The organism is Bordetella sp. BOR01 (assembly GCF_019218885.1).
Classification (GTDB): domain Bacteria; phylum Pseudomonadota; class Gammaproteobacteria; order Burkholderiales; family Burkholderiaceae_B; genus Bordetella_A.
In genome coordinates, this window is record NZ_JAHUWT010000003.1 from 599,163 (window position 1) to 617,156 (window position 17,994).

General features: G+C 65.9%; 15 protein-coding genes. 4 read left to right on the top strand and 11 right to left on the bottom strand.

Annotated elements, in window-relative coordinates; translation table 11 throughout:
• Positions 1–19: 19 nt before the first annotated feature.
• From KW845_RS17610 to KW845_RS17620, 3 genes are read right to left on the bottom strand one after another with little or no spacing between them, the layout of a single operon-like run.
• The gene (locus KW845_RS17610; protein WP_218370633.1) at positions 20–997 is read right to left on the bottom strand and encodes a tripartite tricarboxylate transporter substrate binding protein; all 978 of its coding nucleotides are present in this window, start codon (positions 995–997) and stop codon (positions 20–22) included.
• A 31-nt stretch (positions 998–1,028) separates the two neighbouring features.
• Positions 1,029–1,838 (bottom strand): SDR family NAD(P)-dependent oxidoreductase, encoded by an 810-nt coding sequence (locus tag KW845_RS17615; protein ID WP_218370634.1) that lies wholly within the window; start codon positions 1,836–1,838, stop codon positions 1,029–1,031.
• A gap of 26 nt (positions 1,839–1,864) precedes the next feature.
• Entirely contained in the window at positions 1,865–3,433 is a 1,569-nt protein-coding gene (locus tag KW845_RS17620) for an AMP-binding protein (RefSeq protein WP_218370635.1), read from the bottom strand.
• Positions 3,434–3,640: 207 nt separating this feature from the next.
• Between KW845_RS17620 and KW845_RS17625 the strand changes: the two genes are divergently transcribed.
• Positions 3,641–4,672 (top strand): substrate-binding domain-containing protein, encoded by a 1,032-nt coding sequence (locus KW845_RS17625; RefSeq protein WP_218370636.1) that lies wholly within the window; start codon positions 3,641–3,643, stop codon positions 4,670–4,672.
• On the opposite strand, the gene KW845_RS17630 is transcribed toward KW845_RS17625, so the two are convergent.
• The 7 genes from KW845_RS17630 to KW845_RS17660 form a co-directional block, all read right to left on the bottom strand.
• Complete coding sequence (locus KW845_RS17630) at positions 4,653–5,633, bottom strand: zinc-binding dehydrogenase (RefSeq protein ID WP_218370637.1); 981 nt, start codon at positions 5,631–5,633, stop codon at positions 4,653–4,655. The two genes, KW845_RS17625 and KW845_RS17630, sit on opposite strands and share 20 nt — an antisense overlap.
• Before the next feature lie 8 nt (positions 5,634–5,641).
• A complete protein-coding gene (locus KW845_RS17635) occupies positions 5,642–6,643 on the bottom strand; it encodes a tripartite tricarboxylate transporter substrate binding protein (RefSeq protein WP_218370638.1) in 1,002 nt (333 codons plus the stop codon).
• Between the two features lie 44 nt (positions 6,644–6,687).
• The gene (locus KW845_RS17640) at positions 6,688–7,488 is read right to left on the bottom strand and encodes an SDR family NAD(P)-dependent oxidoreductase (protein ID WP_218370639.1); all 801 of its coding nucleotides are present in this window, start codon (positions 7,486–7,488) and stop codon (positions 6,688–6,690) included.
• Positions 7,489–7,525: 37 nt separating this feature from the next.
• Positions 7,526–8,539 (bottom strand): cyclase family protein, encoded by a 1,014-nt coding sequence (locus KW845_RS17645; RefSeq protein ID WP_218370640.1) that lies wholly within the window; start codon positions 8,537–8,539, stop codon positions 7,526–7,528.
• Positions 8,540–8,563: 24 nt separating this feature from the next.
• Entirely contained in the window at positions 8,564–9,595 is a 1,032-nt protein-coding gene (locus KW845_RS17650) for a tripartite tricarboxylate transporter substrate binding protein (protein ID WP_218370641.1), read from the bottom strand.
• Positions 9,596–9,835: 240 nt separating this feature from the next.
• Positions 9,836–11,236, bottom strand: a complete 1,401-nt coding sequence (locus tag KW845_RS17655) for an amidase (protein ID WP_218370642.1) — start codon at positions 11,234–11,236, stop codon at positions 9,836–9,838.
• A gap of 15 nt (positions 11,237–11,251) precedes the next feature.
• The gene (locus tag KW845_RS17660; RefSeq protein WP_218370643.1) at positions 11,252–12,235 is read right to left on the bottom strand and encodes a tripartite tricarboxylate transporter substrate binding protein; all 984 of its coding nucleotides are present in this window, start codon (positions 12,233–12,235) and stop codon (positions 11,252–11,254) included.
• A 332-nt stretch (positions 12,236–12,567) separates the two neighbouring features.
• Here KW845_RS17660 and KW845_RS17665 point away from each other — a divergent pair, with 332 nt between their 5' ends.
• From KW845_RS17665 to KW845_RS17675, 3 genes are read left to right on the top strand one after another with little or no spacing between them, the layout of a single operon-like run.
• Positions 12,568–13,287: a gluconate 2-dehydrogenase subunit 3 family protein gene (locus KW845_RS17665; RefSeq protein WP_218370644.1), complete on the top strand. Its 720-nt coding sequence runs from the start codon at positions 12,568–12,570 to the stop codon at positions 13,285–13,287.
• A gap of 3 nt (positions 13,288–13,290) precedes the next feature.
• Positions 13,291–15,066: a GMC family oxidoreductase gene (locus KW845_RS17670; protein ID WP_218370645.1), complete on the top strand. Its 1,776-nt coding sequence runs from the start codon at positions 13,291–13,293 to the stop codon at positions 15,064–15,066.
• Between the two features lie 13 nt (positions 15,067–15,079).
• Complete coding sequence (locus tag KW845_RS17675) at positions 15,080–16,390, top strand: cytochrome c (RefSeq protein ID WP_218370646.1); 1,311 nt, start codon at positions 15,080–15,082, stop codon at positions 16,388–16,390.
• Positions 16,391–16,453: 63 nt separating this feature from the next.
• On the opposite strand, the gene KW845_RS17680 is transcribed toward KW845_RS17675, so the two are convergent.
• Positions 16,454–17,809 carry a sodium:alanine symporter family protein gene (locus KW845_RS17680; RefSeq protein ID WP_218370647.1) on the bottom strand — a complete coding sequence of 452 codons (1,356 nt, stop codon included), beginning with the start codon at positions 17,807–17,809 and terminating at the stop codon, positions 16,454–16,456.
• Positions 17,810–17,994 lie beyond the last annotated feature (185 nt).

Below are 17,994 nucleotides of genomic sequence, written 5' to 3' on the forward strand. Positions count from 1 at the left end.
GGTGTTGGCCCGGCCCGGACTATTCCAGCCGGGCGCCCGATTGCACTACCACTTCTTTCCAGCGCGGCACTTCCTGCTCGACGAAGCGCTGGAAGTCGGCATCCGACAGGCCCATGGGAAAACTGCCGATGGCCGCCATCGAGGCCACGACATCGGGTGCTTCGGTGGCTTGCCTGATCGCGGCGGCCAGCCTGGCCACGACGTCATCCGGCGTGCCCGCCGGCACGAATACCCCCGACCACCCTTCCAGCGCGGCGTCCGGATACCCAGCCTCGGCCATGGTGGGGACCTGCGGCATCGCGTCCAGGCGGCTCTGGCCGGCCACGGCCAGCGCGCGCAGCTTGCCAGCCTGGATATGCTGGTCGACCGATTCGGGGTAGCTGAACATGATCTCGACGTTGCCGCCCAGCACGTCGGCCAGCGCCGGCCCGGCGCCTTTATAGGGAATGTGCGTCAAGCTGATGCCGGCTGCCGACTGCAACCTGGCCGCCGCCAGGTGGGTCTGCGTACCGGAGCCGGCCGACGCATAATTCACGGCGCCCGGCCGCTGCCTGGCCGCCTGCACCAGGTCCTTCAGGCTGCGGTACGGCGTGGCGGCATTGGCCACCAGCACGGTCGACTGGCGAAACAGCGAATGCACGGCCCGCAGGTCCTTGGGCGGATCGATACGCACGTTGTCGAATAACGCCAGGTTGGCCGCCTGCGTCCCGTGGGTGCCATACAGCAGCGTATAGCCGTCCGGCCTGGCATGCGCCACCGCTTCGGCGCCTATCATGCCGCTGGCGCCGGGCCGGTTCTCGACCACGACCGGCTGGCCCAGGCTGTCGGCCAGCTTGCGGGCCAGCATGCGCGATTGGTTGTCGGATATCCCGGCGGCTGCAAACGGCACGACCAGGGTAATGCTGTGGCTGGGGTAGTCTTGCGCCTGGGCAAGCGGCGCGGCCAAGATGGCGCACCCCGCCGCCACGACGCCCCATAGGGTGGTCCAGTTCTTCATCTACGCTGCTCCTGTGTCGTTCATTTTTGATTTATTGATATGAATGCCGGCCGGCGGTCGTACCCGCATCGACCGGAAACACCACGCCTGTCACCCAGCGCGCCTCGTCGCTGACCAGGTAGCGGATGGCATGCCCGACATCCCAGCCGCTGCCCTCGGTGCACAGCAGCGAGCGCTTGCGGCGAATCTCGCGCTTCTCGTCCGACATGCCGCGGGCGTACACCATGGGTGTGTAGACCATGCCGGGCGCCACGCAATTCACGCGGATGCCTTCCTCGCCATGATGGGCGGCCATGGCACGCGTCATGTTCACCACCGCCCCCTTCGAGGTCGGGTACAGCAGGCTGGGATGCCCGCCGATCAAGCCCGCCACCGATGCCACGTTCACGATCGCGCCGCGGCCTTGCTCGCGCATCGCGGGAATGCAGTGGCGCGCCATCAGCATCATCGAAGTGACGTTGATCCGCAAAGCACGATCCCACTCTTGCAAGTCCAGGTCGACGGCGCTGCCCGCCGGCCCGCCAACGCCCACGTTGTTGACCAGGATGTCGACCCGGCCCCAGCGCTGCCGGGCCTGGGCGACGGCCTGGGCGCATTGCTCGTCGACGCTCACGTCGCAGGGCAGCACCAGCGCCTGGCCACCCTCGTCTTCGATCATGCGGCGCGTGGCCTCGGCCCACTCCTCTATCGCATCGATCAGCGCCACGCGCGCGCCCTCGCGCGCCAGCAGGATCGCCGCGGCGCGGCCGTTGCCGATCCCGTCCGCGCGCGAACCCGCACCGGTCACGATGGCCACGCGGTCGGCCAGCGACCGGCTGGCGGGCTGGAATTCTTCGCTCATTGCCTTCCCTTTTCCTTGTCTGTGCACTAGTTGATCTTGCGGGTGCGGTCGCCCCAATAGCGGGCACGCAGCTGGTTCTTGTCGTGCTTGCCCAGCGTGGTCAGGGGCAGCGCCTGGACAAAGTCGACCGACTTGGGCGTGTTGACCGGCCCCTTGGCGGCTCGCACGGCAGACTGCAGTTCGGCTTCGGTGGCGGTGGCACCCGCGCGCAACACCACCACCGCCTTGACGGCTTCGCCCCACTTTTCGTCGGGCACGCCGATCACCGCCGCCTCGGCCACCGCGGGATGCGCGGTCAGCACGTTCTCGACTTCCTTGGGGTACACGTTGAAGCCCCCCGAGATGATCATGTCTTTCTTGCGGTCGACCAGGAAGTAGTAGCCGTGGGGATCGCGGTATGCCATGTCGCCGGTATGCAGCCAGCCGCTGCGCAGCACTTCGGCGGTCAGTTCCGGCTGTTTCCAGTAGCCGTCCATGACCAGCGGGCTGCGCACGCACAGTTCGCCAACTTGCCCCGCTTCGACGGGGTTGTCCTGGTCATCCAGCAGTTCCACGGTGACGCCCGGATAAGGCATGCCCGCCGCCCCCAGGGTGTTGACGTCGGTACGCGCATGGTCTTCCTGCGACAGGAACAGGATATTGCTGGGGCTTTCGGTCTGGCCATAGCTTTGCACCAGCACCGGGCCGAACACGCGCATGGCCTCTTCGATACGCGCCGGCGCCATGGGCGAGGCGCCGTACGACAGCAGCCGCAGCGACGAGAAATCGGCTGTCTTGCAGTGCGGATGATCCAGGATGGCATAGATCATGGTGGGCACCAGGAAGCTGAAGCTCGCCCGGTGCGCCTGCAGTGCCGCGATGTACTTCTCGGGATCGAACCCGCGCTGCAGGATGACCGTACCGCCGCGCCACAGCGTGGGCACCAGCATGGCGCCGGCTCCGTGCGAAATCGGCGTCGGGCACAGCAACCGCAACTCGGCTGGCAACTGCCGCGCCGCCAGCAGCAATAGCGCCTGCATCCACACCGAACGGTTGGTCAGCATCACGCCTTTCGGCTTGCCTGTGGTGCCGCCGGTATAGGCCAGGCGGATCACGTCGTCGGGCTCGGCCGACACGCGCAGTGGCGCCGGCTCGAATCCCGTTGCGTAGTCCCAGAACGACGCCTGGCCCGGTACGTCGCTATCGTGCGAATACCAGTGCCGTACCGCCGGGCAGTGTGCGCGCAGCGCATCCAGGCGGGCCTGGTAACCGCGATCGGCGATGAACAGGCACGCCTCGGCGTCACCGATGATGTAGGCGTGGTCACCCAGCCCGCCCATGCCGTGCAGGGTCACCGAGCGCAGGCCCATCAGGTAGGCCGCGGCCATCACCACGAACACATCGCTGCGGTTGCCCGACAGTTGCGCCACCCCGTCGCCGCGCTTGAGTCCCAACGCCGTGAAGGCGGCCATGGCCTGGCCGATGCGCTCGCCCAGCTGGCGATAGCCAAGCTGCGACTGATCGTCGATGAACGCTACCCGGTCTGGATAACGCGCGATCGCCTGGATGATCATGTCGCCGATAGTGCCGCCGATATGGGCGCGGTGTGTAGTCATTGCCATCCTTGTCCGGTATCGATGAAGCCGGTCCTGGGCAGCGCCAAGACATCGTTTCACCATAATTTCCATCAATTCATGGTTGGCGAGTATATCTCTAAATGAATCGTTTCATCAACACCGCCAGAATCGTACGCGGGAACGTCGGCCGCAAGAGCCTGGCGCCATGGGCCGCGGGTTATACTCGCGCCTGGAAAAAGGACCCTCATGCGACCAAAGCAGATCAGCATCCGGGACGTCGCTGCACTGGCAGGCACCTCGGTGGGCAGTGCCTCGCGCGTCATCAACGGCGCCGCCAATGTCACGCCGGAAGTCCGTGCCAAAGTCGAACGCGCCATCGCGGCGCTGCGCTACCGCCCCAATCATGCGGCGCAGGCGCTGCGATCGCGCAGCAGCAAGACCATCGGCTGCATGTTCTCCGATGTCACCAACCCCTTGTACGCGCGCGCCTTCCGCGCTCTCGAAGCGCGCTTCTTTGCCGCCGGCTACATGCTGCTGCTGGCCAATGGGCTGAACGACGCCGAACGCGAGGTCAGCATCCTGAATACTTTCCAGTTGCGCGGCATGGACGGCGTGATCATCGCGCCCGGCAACGAACGCGATGCCGGCGTGCTGGAAGCCGTGCAGCACCTGACCATGCCTGTCGTGATCTACGACCGCGACATGAACGTCGATGCCGACGCCGTGCTCTACGACCACGTAAAAGGCATCAAGGCGGCGGTAGGCCACCTGATGGCGCTGGGCCATGCCCGGATCGCGCTGGTGCTATGGCAAGCCAAGAGCCGCGCCGTGCGCCGGCGTATCGAAGGCTACAAGGCGGCCTTCAAGGCGGCCGGCCTGCCGGTACCCGACCTGCTGGTCCAGGGCCCCACTCCTACCAGTTCTGCCTACGATGCCGTTACCGAAATGCTGGGAAGGCCGGATGCGCCCACGGCCATCATCGCCCAGGGCACGCAAACCCTTAGCAGCACCCTGCGCGCCATCTCGATGACCGGCAAGCGCGTCCCCGACGACATATCCGTGATCGGCATAGGCGATACCGATTTCGCCGAGAACTACGACCCGCCGCTCACCGTGCTGCGCACACCGGTGGAATCGGTGGCCGACTGTGCCTGCGCCATGCTGCTTGAACGCATCCAGGCACGCAACGGCGAAGCGCCCGAGGCACGCAGCAACATGTTTCCGTACGCCCTGATCGAACGCCAGTCGTGCGGCCCGGTCAAGCGACGCGCAGGATGATCTTGCCGAAATGACGGTTGGTCTGCATGTATGCCAGGGCCTGCGCGCCCTGCGCCAGGGCAAAGCTGCGATCCACCGGCAGCCGCAGTTGCCCGGCGTCCAGCGCTGCGCCCAGGTCGCGCAGCATGTGCGCGGTAATCTGCCTGACCTGCTCCGCAGTGCGCGTGCGGAACGTCACTCCGCTGTAGTGCACGCGTCGCAGCGCATGCAGGTCAAAATCGAAGTTTGCCGTGCGGCCCGCCAGGCGGCCGACATTCACGATACGCCCCTCGATGGCGGTGGCCGCCAGCGTGGCGTTGAAGACCGGCCCGGCCAGCATGTCCACGACCACATCTGCCCCCGCGCCGCCGGTGGCATCGAGCACTTGCTGCACCCAGTCCGGCGCAGTGGGGTCAACCGCCAGGTCGGCTCCCCAGTCCGGCAGGCGCTGGCGCTTGCCGGCGTTGGTCGAGCTGCCGCCCACCCAGCCCGCCTTCATGTAGCGGGCGATCTGCAGCGCCATCAACCCCACGGCGGTCGATGCCCCATGAACCAGCAACGATTGCCCGGCCTGCAAGCGGCCATGGGTGACCAGGGCGTCGTGCATGGTCTGCAGGGCAATCGGTAAAGTGGCTGCCATGGCGGGGTCGAGGATGCTGTCCGGCATGGGCAGCACACGTCCCCAATCGGCAACCGCATAATCGGCAAAGGCGCCGCGGCCCGATCCCATGACACGTTTCCCGACGTGGATGTGCGCCGGGACATCCGGACCCACCGCATCCACCACGCCGGCCCATTCCAGGCCCAGGACCGTGCCCCGCCCACCCGTATCGCCGTGGCGGCGGCCTTCGGCCATGTACAAGTCGGCACGATTCAGCGCGCAGGCTTGCACCCGCACGCGGACCTGCGCCCCACCCGCCTCGGGAACCGGCGCTTCGGCCAGCACCGGGCCTTCGGCACCAAGAACGATAGCGCGCATCATCCGGCCGCCTATTGCGCCTTGGCGCCCGATTTCTTGACGATATCGCCCCAGCGGTCGATCTCGCTGTCAACGAACGCCTTGAACTGGTCGACGCCCATCAGATCGATCTGGATGCCGGCTTCGTCGAAGCGGGCGCGTACCGTATCAGTGCTCAGTGCCTGGTTGATGGCGGCATTGAGCTTTTCCACGATATCGCGCGGAGTGCCGGCAGGCGCGAAAATGCCGCTCCAACTGGTGACTTCGTACCCGGGTACGCCCGCCTCCATCAAGGTGGGCACGTCTGGCAACACCGCGGCGCGGGTACGGCTGGTCACCCCCAGGGCCCGCACCTTGCCGGCCTGGATATGCGGCAGCGAGACGTTCAGATTGTCGAACATCAGCTGGATGTGTCCGGCCAGCAGGTCGTTCATGGCCGGCCCGCCGCCGCGGTAAGGCACATGCGTAAAGCGGGTACCCGTCAGTACCTGGAACAGTTCGCCCGACATATGGATGCTGCTGCCCGCGCCAGAAGAGCCCATCATCAGCTTGCCGGGGTTTTGCTTGGCATAGGCAATCAGTTCCTGCACGGTTTTCGCGGGCACCGAGGGATTGATCACCAGCACGTTCGTGCCTGCCGTCATGCGCGCGATGGGAACGAAATCGCGGCGCGCATCGAATGGCAGGTTGTCGTACAGCGTCGGGTTGATGCCGTGCGTGCCGATGGTTCCCTGCAGCAGCGTGTAGCCGTCGGCCGGGGCGCCGGCGACATGGGCAGCGCCGATATTGCCGCCCGCGCCGCCCCGGTTCTCGACGACGACAGGCTGCCCCAGTATCTTCGCCATTTCTTCGGCCAGGATGCGGCCTGTGGTGTCGGTGGACCCGCCCGGCGGAAATGGAATCACATAGCGGATGGGCCGGTCGGGATACGCGGCAGCGGCCATGCTGGGCAAGCCTGCCGCCAGCGCCATGGCCAATGCGAGCAGGCACTGTATGCCGCGCAGCGCCAGGCGCGCGGGAAATCGAGAGGTCATGATGGTCTCCTTGTGTCGTTGTAATGCGTGCGGCGCGCGCCGCCCTATTTGCGCAGGACGATGCCTGCGGACATGCCGCCATCGACCGGCAACTCGATGGCGTTGATATAGCTGGCCTCTTCAGACAGCAGGAAGCGGATCGCCGCCGCCACTTCTTCAGGAGTGCCTTGCCGCCCAAAGGGCATGGGCTGCGTCAGCCGGTCGGGCCTGGCCTGGGTGGCGGCGCGCCCCATGGGGGTATCGATCAGGCCCAGCATGACGACGTTTGCCCGGATGCTGGCCGGCTGCCCTGCCAGCGCCACCGCCCGGCACACGGCCGACAGCGCCGCTTTCGAGGCCTCATAGGCGGGATTGCGCCCACCGGGCCGGCGCGCTGCGGTAGACGACACGAACACGATCGACCCGCCCGGCGCCATCAGGGGCAAGGCATGCTTGGCGCAGAACAAGTGCGCGCGGGTATTGACGTTGAGAACCTCATCCCAGCTTTCGGCACTGAGGGCTGCCAGCGGCGCACGGTGGCTGATCCCCACGTTCAGCACCAGGCCGTCCAGGCCCTGCAGGTCGGCGGCCGCCTGCTCGAGCAGGCCAGGAATCTGCGCCACATCCGCGACGTCGGCCTGCAGCGCAGTGGCGCGGCCGCCAGCCTGGACGATGTCGTCCACGGTGCGTTGCGCGGCATCGCGATCCCGGTCGGCGCACGCCACGCGCGCCCCGGCACGCGCGAGCGCCAGGCAGCTGGCGTTGCCGTTGGATGCCGGTTCGCGTGCGCCGGGCGCCCGGCCCGCCCCCACGACCAGGATGCGGCGGCCCGCCAGGCTGGCCGTTGGAATTTGCGTGTCACTCATGAAAGGGCTCCTGGCCTGTGTAGGGTGGACGGCGCGCTCAAAGCGTGGCCACGGGCGTGACCGGCGACCCCACCGCGCCGGGCAGGCGCAGCGGCGGTGCAGTCAGCAAGAACTTCGAACGGCCCTGCGCCGCCAGGGCGCACGCCAGCTCGGCGAAATACCACAGCTCGCCCAGGGGAATCCCATACTGGAACAAGCACAACTGATGCAAGGGCAAGCGCGCGCAGGGCTCGGCCGCCGGGCTGGCCGGAATGCCCTCTACCGCATAGTTGTCGGCACATAGCGCGGCAATGCCGCTGTCGACGACCCAGCGCCGCAGGCGTTCGTCGCGGCCGTCCAGCACCGCGCAGCTGCTGTCCAGTACCGCCAGGTCGGGCGTGCCGGCCATTGCCAGCAGCTTGTCGGCGAATCCCGTATACAGGCACAGCATGTCGCCGGCCTGGATGTCGCCGCCGGCCGCATCCACGGCGCGCATCAGCAAGTCATAGCCGACATACTGGCGGGCATCGCCGCACAGCGCGTGCAGATCCAGCAGCACGCCGCGCGACTGGATGGCTTTCTCGGCCATGGTCTGGATGCCCAGCCGGTGCGCGCGCGCCGGCGCCTGGCCGGCCGGCCCGACCACGTCCGTACCGGCGCGGAAACCGTTGTAGTAGACCGCGACGGGCTGGCCGTTGCCGTCCACGTCGAACAGGTGCCCCACATGCGCAAAGCTGTCCCATTGCGTGGAGTATTGCGTATGCAGGGTTACCGCGTCATCGCAGACCACATCGGTATGCGCATGGCCGGTGGGGTCGACCGGCAAGTTGTAGACAGGCCGGCCATCGCGCCGCGTCGGTGCCAGCGCGGGCGGATGCCGGCGCGGGTTCAGCACATTGCCACCGGGCAGGTCCAGCGGCAAGCTCAGGCAGATGCTGCGCCCGTCGCGCACTTCGCGCACGCCCCGCAGCACCGCCTGGGGCGTGATCAGATTCAGCCTGCCCAGTTCATCGTCGGGGCCGAAGTCGCCCCAGTTCGATTGCGGCGGTCGCATCTTCCAGCGTTGGTTCATTTCCTGTCGTCCCATACCCGCGCGTCACAACTGCACATGCGCGGTTTGCACAATGTCTTTCCAGCGACCGGCCTCGGCCGCCACGAATGCCGGAAACGCTTGCGCGTCCAGGCGCCGCAACAGTTCGGTGCCGTTCTGGGCGGCACGTGCCTGCAAGGCCGGATCCTCGAGCACGCGGCGGCAGGCATCGGACAGTACCGCGACGGCATCCGCCGGTGTGCCGCGCGGCGCAAACAGCCCCGACCACACTGACGACTGCGCCCCGCCATATCCAGCCGCAGCAATGGTGGGCACGCCCGGCAGGCTGGGCAAGGGCTGCGGGCCGGTCGTGACCAGCGCACGCAACTTGCCGGCGCCGATCAGCGGCAGGCTGGTAATGGGGTAGTCGAACATCACGTCCACGGTGCCGGCCATCAGGTCGTTCATTGCCAGGCCGGCGCCCTTGTAGGGCACATGCAGCAACCGGATACCGGCCACCTGCTGCAGCAGTTCGGCCACAAGGTGCTGCGCGGTACCCACGCCAGCCGACGCATAGGTCAATCGGCCAGGCTGCTTGCGCGCCAGCGCCAGGAATTCGTCGAATGTGGCAAACGGCGCCTTCGTGCCGGTCACCAGCACATTGAAATCGGCGAACAAGCCGTGCACGGGTACGAAATCGCGCACCGGATCGTAGGGAAAATCCTTGTACAGATAGCGGTTCGCGGCATGCGTGCCATTGGTGCCGAACATCAGGCTGTATCCGTCCGGCGCCGCGCGCGTGGCCACGCCCAGTGCGATGTTGCCCCCCGCGCCTGGCCGGTTGTCCACGACAAAAGGCTGCCCCAGCCGCCCCGCCAGTTTCTCGGCGACCAGGCGGGCATTGCTGTCGGCAATGCCGCCCGCGGCGAACGGAACATAGAGTGTCAGCGGCCGCGCAGGGTAGCCCGCCGCCCGGCTGGGCCCGCACACCCCCAGCGCGGCCATGGCGGCCAGGAAGCTGCGCCGCCCCATCAAGGCAGGCGCGTGTTCTTTCCTTGCATATTGAACCGATTCATTTAATGGACCGAAGAATGCCACGTCGCCTCCTGTTTTTGTTGATAACCCATGTTTATAGGCGCCGGTTTCAGAAATTTCGGCAACTCTAGCACATAATGAAACGGTTCATCAATAGAGTGGATGACGACTTGCCCGGCCCGGCAGGGACGCCGGGACGGTGGCGGCAATCATGGAAACCGGAAACAAAAGAGCCGTCCCTGCCCGCGTGGGCAGGGACGGCCTGTCAGGGTGGTCCGGCCGCGCTGGCCGGTGCTGCGCCGTCTACCCCGCCGCCGCCTCGAATGCCGCCGAGGCCCGCAGCAAGTCGGCATCCAGCCGAAATCCGCCCACCAGTTGCAGCCCGATGGGCAGGCCATCCGAACCTGTCCCGCATGGCAAGCTGACGGCCGGATGCCCGGTCATGTTGAACACCATGGTCCAGGGATACCAGTGCGATCGCAGGTCATCGAACTGCCGTCCGTCGATCTCGATGGGCTGGAACAAATCCTGGTCGATCGGCAGCGCCGTGCGCGTCAGCGTAGGCATGGCCAGGAAATCGGCGCGCTGCAGCAGGCGCTGCACTTTGTGAAACAGCGCTGAACGGTCAAACATGGCCCGCTGGTAGTCCACGCTGCTGAAAGACGCCGCCGATTCCACCTGGCGCCGGAAGGTCTCGCTGAACAATTCAGGCCTGGCCTGCACCATGTCCATGAAGCGGGTGCGCCACACGGTATGGTTCACCGCCCGCCAGATGGGTTCGATGTTGAAGCCTTCGCCGTCGAAGGCTTCCAGTTCGGCACCCAGGGCATGCAGGCGCTGCAGCCCGCTGTCGAACGCACGCTGCACGTCGGCCGATACGGGGCGCCCCGGCGGCGCCGCGCAATACAGCACGCGCTTGCCCTGCAAGTCCGCGGGCGCGCGCGCAGCCGCCTCGAAATCCGGCTTGATGACGCCAATGGACCAGGGGTCTACCGGATCTTCGCCCGCCATGACCTGCATCATCAGGCCGGTGTCTTCCACGGTGCGCGTGGTCGGCGTGACATAGGTCTGGTTGCCATAGACATCCAGCGCCTGGCTGTGCGGAATGACGCCGTTGCTTTGCTTGAAGCCCACCACCCCATTGCAGGCGGCCGGGATACGGGTCGAGCCGCCGCCATCACTGGCCACCGCCAGGGGGGCAATCAGCGCGGCCGTGGCCACCGCCGCCCCGCCGCTGGACCCGCCGCTGGTGCGCTCGGCGCTCCAGGCGTTGCGGGTCTGGCCGAATAAGGGGCTGCGGGTCAGCGACTGGCAGCCGAACTCGGGCGTGGTGGTCTTGCCGATCAGGATGGCACCGGCAGCGCGCAGCCGGGCCACGCTGACCGCATCCTGGTCAGGCACGTGGTCCTGGTAGGCCAGCGTGCCAAAGGTGGTGCGCACGCCAGCCGTGTTGACCAGGTCTTTGACGGTAAAGGGCACGCCGTGCAGCAGGCCCATCGCGCGGCCCGCCATCACTGCCTGCTCGGCCTGGCGCGCCTCATCCAGCGCGCGTTCGCCACATATCGTGATGAAGCAGTTCAGCTCGGGTTGCAGGCGCTCGGCGCGGTCCAGCGCCGCCTGCACCACTTCCACCGGCGACAGCTTCTTCTGTTGGATCAGGCCTGTCAATTGGGCGGCCGTCAATGCATTGATCGCGTCTTCCATGATGCGTGTTTCCTGTCAGTCCATCTTGATGCCAGACGCCGCCACGGTGGGCTCCCACTGCTTGCGCTCTTGCACGATGCGCCGGGCCACCTCGCCGGCCGGCGCGGGAGCCACCACCAGGCCGCTGTCGAGCAGGCGCTTGCGCAATTCGGGGTTTTCGGAGGCTTTCAGGAAAGCCTGTTCCAGCGCCGCGACCACAGAGTCGGGAGTCTTGGCCGGCACGAAAATGCCGTACCAGCTGGTCGCGGCGCGGTACTCGGGAAAGCCCTGTTCGTCGATGGTGGGTACATCGGGCAAGGCCTCGAGCCGCTTGGTGCCGCTGACACCCAGGAACTTGATCTTCTTGCTCTGGTACAGCGGCATCATGCTGGCCACGGCGTCCCAGCCGATAGAGACCTGTTCGCTGGCCACGTCCACCAGCATGGGCGCGGCGCCCCGATACGCCACCGGCTCGATGTTCAGGTTCTGGCTCTTGTTCAGCGCCAGTGCGCCCAAATGCCCCGAACTGCCCAGCGATGCCACGCCCAGCGTGGTCGGCGCGCCGCGTTGCCGGGCCCACTTCACGTAGTCGGCCATGCTGTCGTACGGCGCCGCCGCTCCCGCCACCACGGCGGTGGGAATCTCGACCAGCACCGCCACGGGCCGCAGGTCTTTGTCGGCGTCGTAGTTCAGGTTCTGGTAGGTAAGCGGAAAAATCGTGAACAGCGGCGAGCCGCCCAGGTACATGGTCAAGCCATCGGGCTGCGCCGCCTTGACGGCGTTGAGCGCGATGCGGCCCGATGCGCCGGGGCGGTTGTCGACCAGTACTTTTTCAAAGCCTTGCTTGCGCAGCTCTTCGGCGTAGATGCGGGCAGTGGTATCGGCCGCGCCGCCCGGTGCGAAGCCCACGGTGATGGTAGGCACGCCCTCGATGGGTGGCTGGGCCTGGGCGGCCGGAACGGCGGCGCAGGCAAAAGCTACGCAGACCATGGCGGCGCGCAGAGTTGAAGAGTGAAGCATGTCAGGTATCCCCCAGGATTTTTACTGGGCACGATGCGTGTGTGCCCTATCGAGATAGTACGCTGACACTTGCCGTTCGCCGCGACATGCCAGGCACCGGGCGAGTACGCGCGCCATTTTATTTCCCGGCCAGTTACATCGCCCTGAATTCCGACTTATCCACTCAAGCATCCGTGCCCGTGGCGCTCAGAAGCGCATAATGAATCGGGTCTTCCCTAATGGAAGATGCCGGCGATTCATCGTTGGCGCTGTCTCCAGCTCGCAGTCCCGTGTTTCCAGAATGCATGCTCTCAGTTGGGCCGAGACAGCAGGAAGCAACCTCGGAGAGTCATATGACAGAAGACACGCGGCCGCGCAGGCGATTCCTTCAGCAGGCAATGGCGCTGGTACCCGCTACGACCCTGGTGGGTGGTGCAGCGATCACGCAAACGGCCTGTAGCAGCGGAACCGAACGCGTTGCCGGCCCTGCCCAGGCCTATACGCCCACTTATTTCACCCAGGAAGAGTGGACATTCATCAGCGCCGCCGTCGACCACCTGATTCCTTCCGACGACTACGGTCCCGGCGCCATCGACGCAGGCGTGCCCGAGTTCATCGACCGGCAGATGGAAACGCCATACGGCCACGGCAAGCTCTGGTACATGCAGGGCCCCTTCCATCCCGACTCAGTGCCCGAACTGGGCTACCAGCTCAACCTGACCCCGCGCGACGCATACCGCCACGGCATCGCGGCGTGTGACGCCTGGTGCAAGAAGACCCATGGGCATTCCTATGCCGAACTGGACCGCACCCTGCAAGAGCAGGTGCTGAAAGACCTGCAGGCCGGAAAGATCGAACTGGATACGGTGCCCTCGGCCGTGTTCTTCAGCTTCCTGCTGTCCAACACCAAGGAAGGCTTCCTGTCCGACCCGATGTACGGCGGCAACAAGAACATGGTCGGCTGGAAGATGGTGGGCTTCCCGGGCGCGCGTGGCGACTTCCTGGACTGGACCGACCAGCCCAACGTCAAGTATCCCTATGGGCCGGTGTCCATCTCTGGCAAAAGGGGATAAGCCATGGCCATCAAGAAAGACAAGGTCGATGCGGTCTTGGTGGGCTTCGGCTGGACCGGCGCCATCCTGGGCCAGGAACTGACCGACGCGGGCCTGCATGTGCTGGCGCTGGAACGTGGCGCCATGCAGGACACCGCGACGGATGCGCCCTACCCCAAGGTGCTGGACGAACTGGCGTACTCGGTGCGCGGCAAGCTGTTCCAGGACCTGTCGAAAGAAACCGTCACCATCCGCCATGGCGTCAACGACGTGGCGGTGCCATACCGCCAGAACGGCTCGTTCCTGCTGGGCAATGGCGTGGGCGGCGCGGGCTTTCACTGGAACGGCATGCACTACCGCATCCTGCCCGAAGAGCTCGAGCTGCGTACCCGCTATGAAACGCGCTACGGCAAGGACTTCATCCCGGAAGGCATGACCATCCAGGATTTCGGCGTCACCTACGACGAGCTGGAACCCTACTTCACCCAGTTCGAATATGTATGCGGCACTTCGGGCAAGGCGGGCAACCTGAACGGCCAGATCGTCGAGGGCGGCAACCCGCTGGAAGGCCATCGCAGCAAGGAATTCCCGTTGCCGCCGCTGGCCACCACGCTGGGTGCGCAACTGTTCGAGAATGCCGCCAGGGAAGTGGGCTTCAACCCGTTTCCGGCTCCGGCCGCCAACGCATCGGGTCCGTATACCAACCCCTACGGCGTGCGCCTGGGCCCCTGCAATTTCTGCGGCTTCTGCGAGAACTACGGCTGCTACATGTATTCCAAGGCCTCGCCGCAGACCACCATCCTGCCGGTGCTGCTGAAGAAGCCCAACTTCGAGTTGCGCACGCATTCGCACGTGATCAAGGTCAATCTGGATTCCACCGGCAAGAAGGCAGTGGGCGTGACGTATATCGACGCGCAGGGCCGCGAGATCGAACAGCCCGCCGACCTGGTGATCCTGTCGGCCTACCAGATGCACAACGTGCGCCTGTTGCTGCTGTCGGGCATCGGCCAGCCCTACGACCCCAAGACCAACGAGGGCGTGGTGGGCAAGAACTACGCGTACCAGATGAACGGCTCGATCAACGTGCTGCTGCCCAAGGGCACGCAACTCAATCCGTTCATGGGCACGGGCGCGGGCGGGGTCAGCATGGACGACCTGAACGGCGACCAGTTCGACCACGGCCCGCTGGGTTTCCTGGGTGGCGCCAGCATCCGGCATGTGCGCACGGGCGGCCGCCCGATCAAGCAGGCGGCCACGCCGCCCGGCACCCCCACCTGGGGCACGGCCTGGAAAGGCGCCGTGCAGGACGTCTACCAGCGCTACATGGCGATCGGCATGTCCGGCTCGGTGATGTCGTACCGCGACGCGTATCTATCGTTGGACCCCACTTACAAGGACATCTACGGCCAGCCCCTGCTGCGCATGACCTTCGACTGGCACGACAACGAGTTCAAGATGCTGGCCTACATGGGCGACCGCATGGAAGAAGTGGCCAAGGCCATGAAGCCGGAAAAGCACTTCGTGGGCGTGCGCAAGAAGGGTTCGCACTACGACACCCGCGTATACCAGAGCACCCACAACACGGGCGGCGCCATCATGGGCTCGAACCCCAGGGAAAGCGTGGTCAACAAGTACCTGCAAAGCTGGGACGTACCCAATGTGTTCGTGATGGGCGCCTGCGTATTCCCGCAGAACATGGGCTACAACCCCACGGGGCTGGTGGGTGCGCTGGCCTATTGGGCGGCGCGGGCCATCCGCGAGCAGTACTTGAAGAACCCCGGCCCGCTGGTCCAGGCTTGAGGAGGCACGCAAGATGATCAAGCACACCATCATCGCGGCCAGCCTGGCCTTGCTGGCGGGCTCCGCCTGGGCCGCCGACGGCGGCGCCCCACCCGACGCCCAGCGGATCAAGCAGGGCGAGTACCTGTCGCGCGCCGGCGACTGTATCGCCTGCCACACCGCGCAGGGCGGCAAGCCGTTCGCGGGCGGCCTGGGGCTGGATTCGCCGCTGGGCAGGATCTATTCCACCAATATCACGCCCGACAAGGACACGGGCATCGGCAATTACACACTGGAAGACTTCGACCGGGCCGTGCGCCACGGGGTCGCCAAGGACGGCCATTCGCTGTACCCGGCCATGCCGTACACCGCGTACGCCAGGATATCGCCGCAAGACATCGAGGCGCTATATGCCTATTTCATGCATGGCGTGCAACCGGTGAACCAGGCCAACAAAGACACCGACATCACGTGGCCGCTTTCGATGCGCTGGCCCCTGGGGGTATGGCGCTGGATGTTCGCGCCCGATGTCGTCGAGGCCGCGCCGGCTGGCCAGGCCGCCGACCCAGGCCAGGCCGAGGTGCTGCGCGGCAAGTACCTGGTGGAAGGATTGGGCCATTGCAGCACCTGCCACACGCCGCGTGGCTTTGCCTTGCAGGAAAAGGCGCTGACCGACGCCGACGGCTCGGCATTCCTGTCGGGCGGCGTGGTGGAAGGCTGGCTGGCCAAGAACCTGCGCGGCGACATGACCGACGGCCTGGGCAGTTGGTCGAAAGAAGATATCGTGGCCTTCCTGAAAGCCGGCATCAACGACCATTCCGCCACATTCGGGGGCATGTCGCAGGTGGTGTCCGACAGCACCCAGCACCTGACGGATGCCGACCTGAACGCCATCGCGGCCTATCTGAAGACGCTGTCGCCGGTAAACGAAGACGCCACCGAGCCGCTGGCCTACGATGCGTCGGCGGCCCAGGCGCTGCGTACCGGCAAGGACCAGGGGGAAGGCGCCATGACGTTCCTGAACAACTGCGCCGCCTGCCACCGCAGCAGCGGCAAGGGTTACGAGCAGACGTTCCCGCAATTGGCGCTGAGCTCCACCGTGAACTCGGCCGACCCGACCTCGCTGATCCATATCGTGCTGAAAGGGGCGCAGTTGCCGGGCACGGCTACCGCCCCCACGCAGTACGCGATGCCGGGCTTCGACTGGCGCCTGAACGACAAGGAAGTCGCCGCGGTGGTCAGTTTCGTGCGCAGCAGTTGGGGTAACCAGGCCTCGGCCGTCAGCGCGGCCGACGTGGCGAAGGTGCGCAAGAATGTCGGCGCCGCCCCCGAACCGCAACGCTAGGGCTGCGCGGACATTGCCAGGTGCCAGGCTCCCGCGGGGTGCCTGGCACCTGTTACGACCTTGTTATTGCCCCGAGCCGGGCTGGGCGAAATGTTCGCGCGTCAGCTTCACTACCACCGGCGACAGCATCACCAGGGCAATCAGGTTGGGAATGGCCATCAGGCCGTTCAAGGTGTCGGCCAGCAGCCAGGCAAAGTCCAGTTGCGCAATGGCGCCGAATGGCACGGCCACCACCCAGACGATGCGAAACGGCAAGATGGCGCGCACGCCCGCCAGGAATTCCCAGCACCGCTCGCTCAGGTAGCTCCAGCCCAGAATGGTGGTGAAGGCGAAGATCGCCAGCGCCACCGCAATGACATAGTGGCCAACGCCGGGCAAGGCCGCCTCGAATGCCGCCGAAGACAGCACCGCGCCGCTGTCGCCGCTAGTCCACAGGCCCGAGCACACGATGACCAGGCCGGTCATCGTGCAGATGACGATGGTGTCGATGAAGGTGCCGATCATGCCGATCATGCCGGAACGCACCGGGCTGCTGCTGGTGCCCGCAGCCTGCACGATGCCGGCAGTGCCCAGCCCCGCCTCGTTCGAAAAAATGCCGCGCGCCACGCCGTAGCGCATGGCGGCCATGACGGCCGCACCGGCAAAGCCACCCGTGGCAGCCACGGGCGAGAAAGCGTGCGTGAAGACCAACTGAAACGCAGCCGGGATGGCGTCGGCCATCAGTACCAGCGCCGCCAGCGATGCCACGATATAGGCAATGCACATGAAGGGCACCAACGCCTCGGCCACCGCACCAATGCGCCGGATGCCGCCCAGCACCACCATGCCGATCAATACCATCGTGACCACGCCAGTGACCCAATCGGGTACGCCGAAAGATGCGTGCAAAGCGTCGGACATGCTGTTGACCTGCACCATGTTGCCGATGCCAAAGCCCGCCAGGCCGCCGAACAGGGCGAACAACATACCCAGCCACGCCCACTTCGGCCCCAGGCCATTGCGAATGGCGTACATCGGCCCGCCCGTGAATTCGCCGCGCGGATCCTTTTCGCGATAGTGAACGGCCAGCAGTACTTCGCTGTACTTGGTGGCCATGCCGACCAGCGCGGTTACCCACATCCAGAACAGCGCACCGGGGCCACCCAGGAAGATGGCGGTAGCCACGCCGGCAATGTTGCCCGTGCCCACCGTGGCGGCCAGGCTGGTCATCAACGCCTGGAAGGGGCTGATTTCACCGGTATCGTCGCCCCGCTTGGTACGGCTGCGCCAGGCCAACCGGAAACCGGCCGCGATCTTGGTCAGGGGCATGAACCCCAGGCGCAGCATAAGAAGCAGCCCGGTGCCCAGGATGAGCACCAGCATCGGCGGCCCCCAAACCAGGCCGTTGACGCTGTTCACAACAGTATCCAGGAATTGCATGGGTGGTCTCCGATGGGACGACTGGAATCGCCGGGTGAACTCGCCGACCCCAAGCTGCGCGTTTGTCACATCCTACAGGACAGAATCGCCCGCGAACATATGCCCGGACTTGGTTGATGGCCACACCCGTACATCACCCATATAAGTCAGGCGATAATCGACGCATCCACCCGCCACGCCGCGGC

Excerpts from the sequence above, each read along its gene's own strand:
- KW845_RS17610 (WP_218370633.1), bottom strand. The coding sequence starts at position 997 with ATGAAGAACTGGACCACCCTATGGGGCGTCGTGGCGGCGGGGTGCGCC.
- KW845_RS17615 (WP_218370634.1), bottom strand. The coding sequence starts at position 1,838 with ATGAGCGAAGAATTCCAGCCCGCCAGCCGGTCGCTGGCCGACCGCGTG.
- KW845_RS17620 (WP_218370635.1), bottom strand. The coding sequence starts at position 3,433 with ATGACTACACACCGCGCCCATATCGGCGGCACTATCGGCGACATGATC.
- KW845_RS17625 (WP_218370636.1), top strand. The coding sequence starts at position 3,641 with ATGCGACCAAAGCAGATCAGCATCCGGGACGTCGCTGCACTGGCAGGC.
- KW845_RS17630 (WP_218370637.1), bottom strand. The coding sequence starts at position 5,633 with ATGATGCGCGCTATCGTTCTTGGTGCCGAAGGCCCGGTGCTGGCCGAA.
- KW845_RS17635 (WP_218370638.1), bottom strand. The coding sequence starts at position 6,643 with ATGACCTCTCGATTTCCCGCGCGCCTGGCGCTGCGCGGCATACAGTGC.
- KW845_RS17640 (WP_218370639.1), bottom strand. The coding sequence starts at position 7,488 with ATGAGTGACACGCAAATTCCAACGGCCAGCCTGGCGGGCCGCCGCATC.
- KW845_RS17645 (WP_218370640.1), bottom strand. The coding sequence starts at position 8,539 with ATGAACCAACGCTGGAAGATGCGACCGCCGCAATCGAACTGGGGCGAC.
- KW845_RS17655 (WP_218370642.1), bottom strand. The coding sequence starts at position 11,236 with ATGGAAGACGCGATCAATGCATTGACGGCCGCCCAATTGACAGGCCTG.
- KW845_RS17660 (WP_218370643.1), bottom strand. The coding sequence starts at position 12,235 with ATGCTTCACTCTTCAACTCTGCGCGCCGCCATGGTCTGCGTAGCTTTT.
- KW845_RS17665 (WP_218370644.1), top strand. The coding sequence starts at position 12,568 with ATGACAGAAGACACGCGGCCGCGCAGGCGATTCCTTCAGCAGGCAATG.
- KW845_RS17670 (WP_218370645.1), top strand. The coding sequence starts at position 13,291 with ATGGCCATCAAGAAAGACAAGGTCGATGCGGTCTTGGTGGGCTTCGGC.
- KW845_RS17675 (WP_218370646.1), top strand. The coding sequence starts at position 15,080 with ATGATCAAGCACACCATCATCGCGGCCAGCCTGGCCTTGCTGGCGGGC.
- KW845_RS17680 (WP_218370647.1), bottom strand. The coding sequence starts at position 17,809 with ATGCAATTCCTGGATACTGTTGTGAACAGCGTCAACGGCCTGGTTTGG.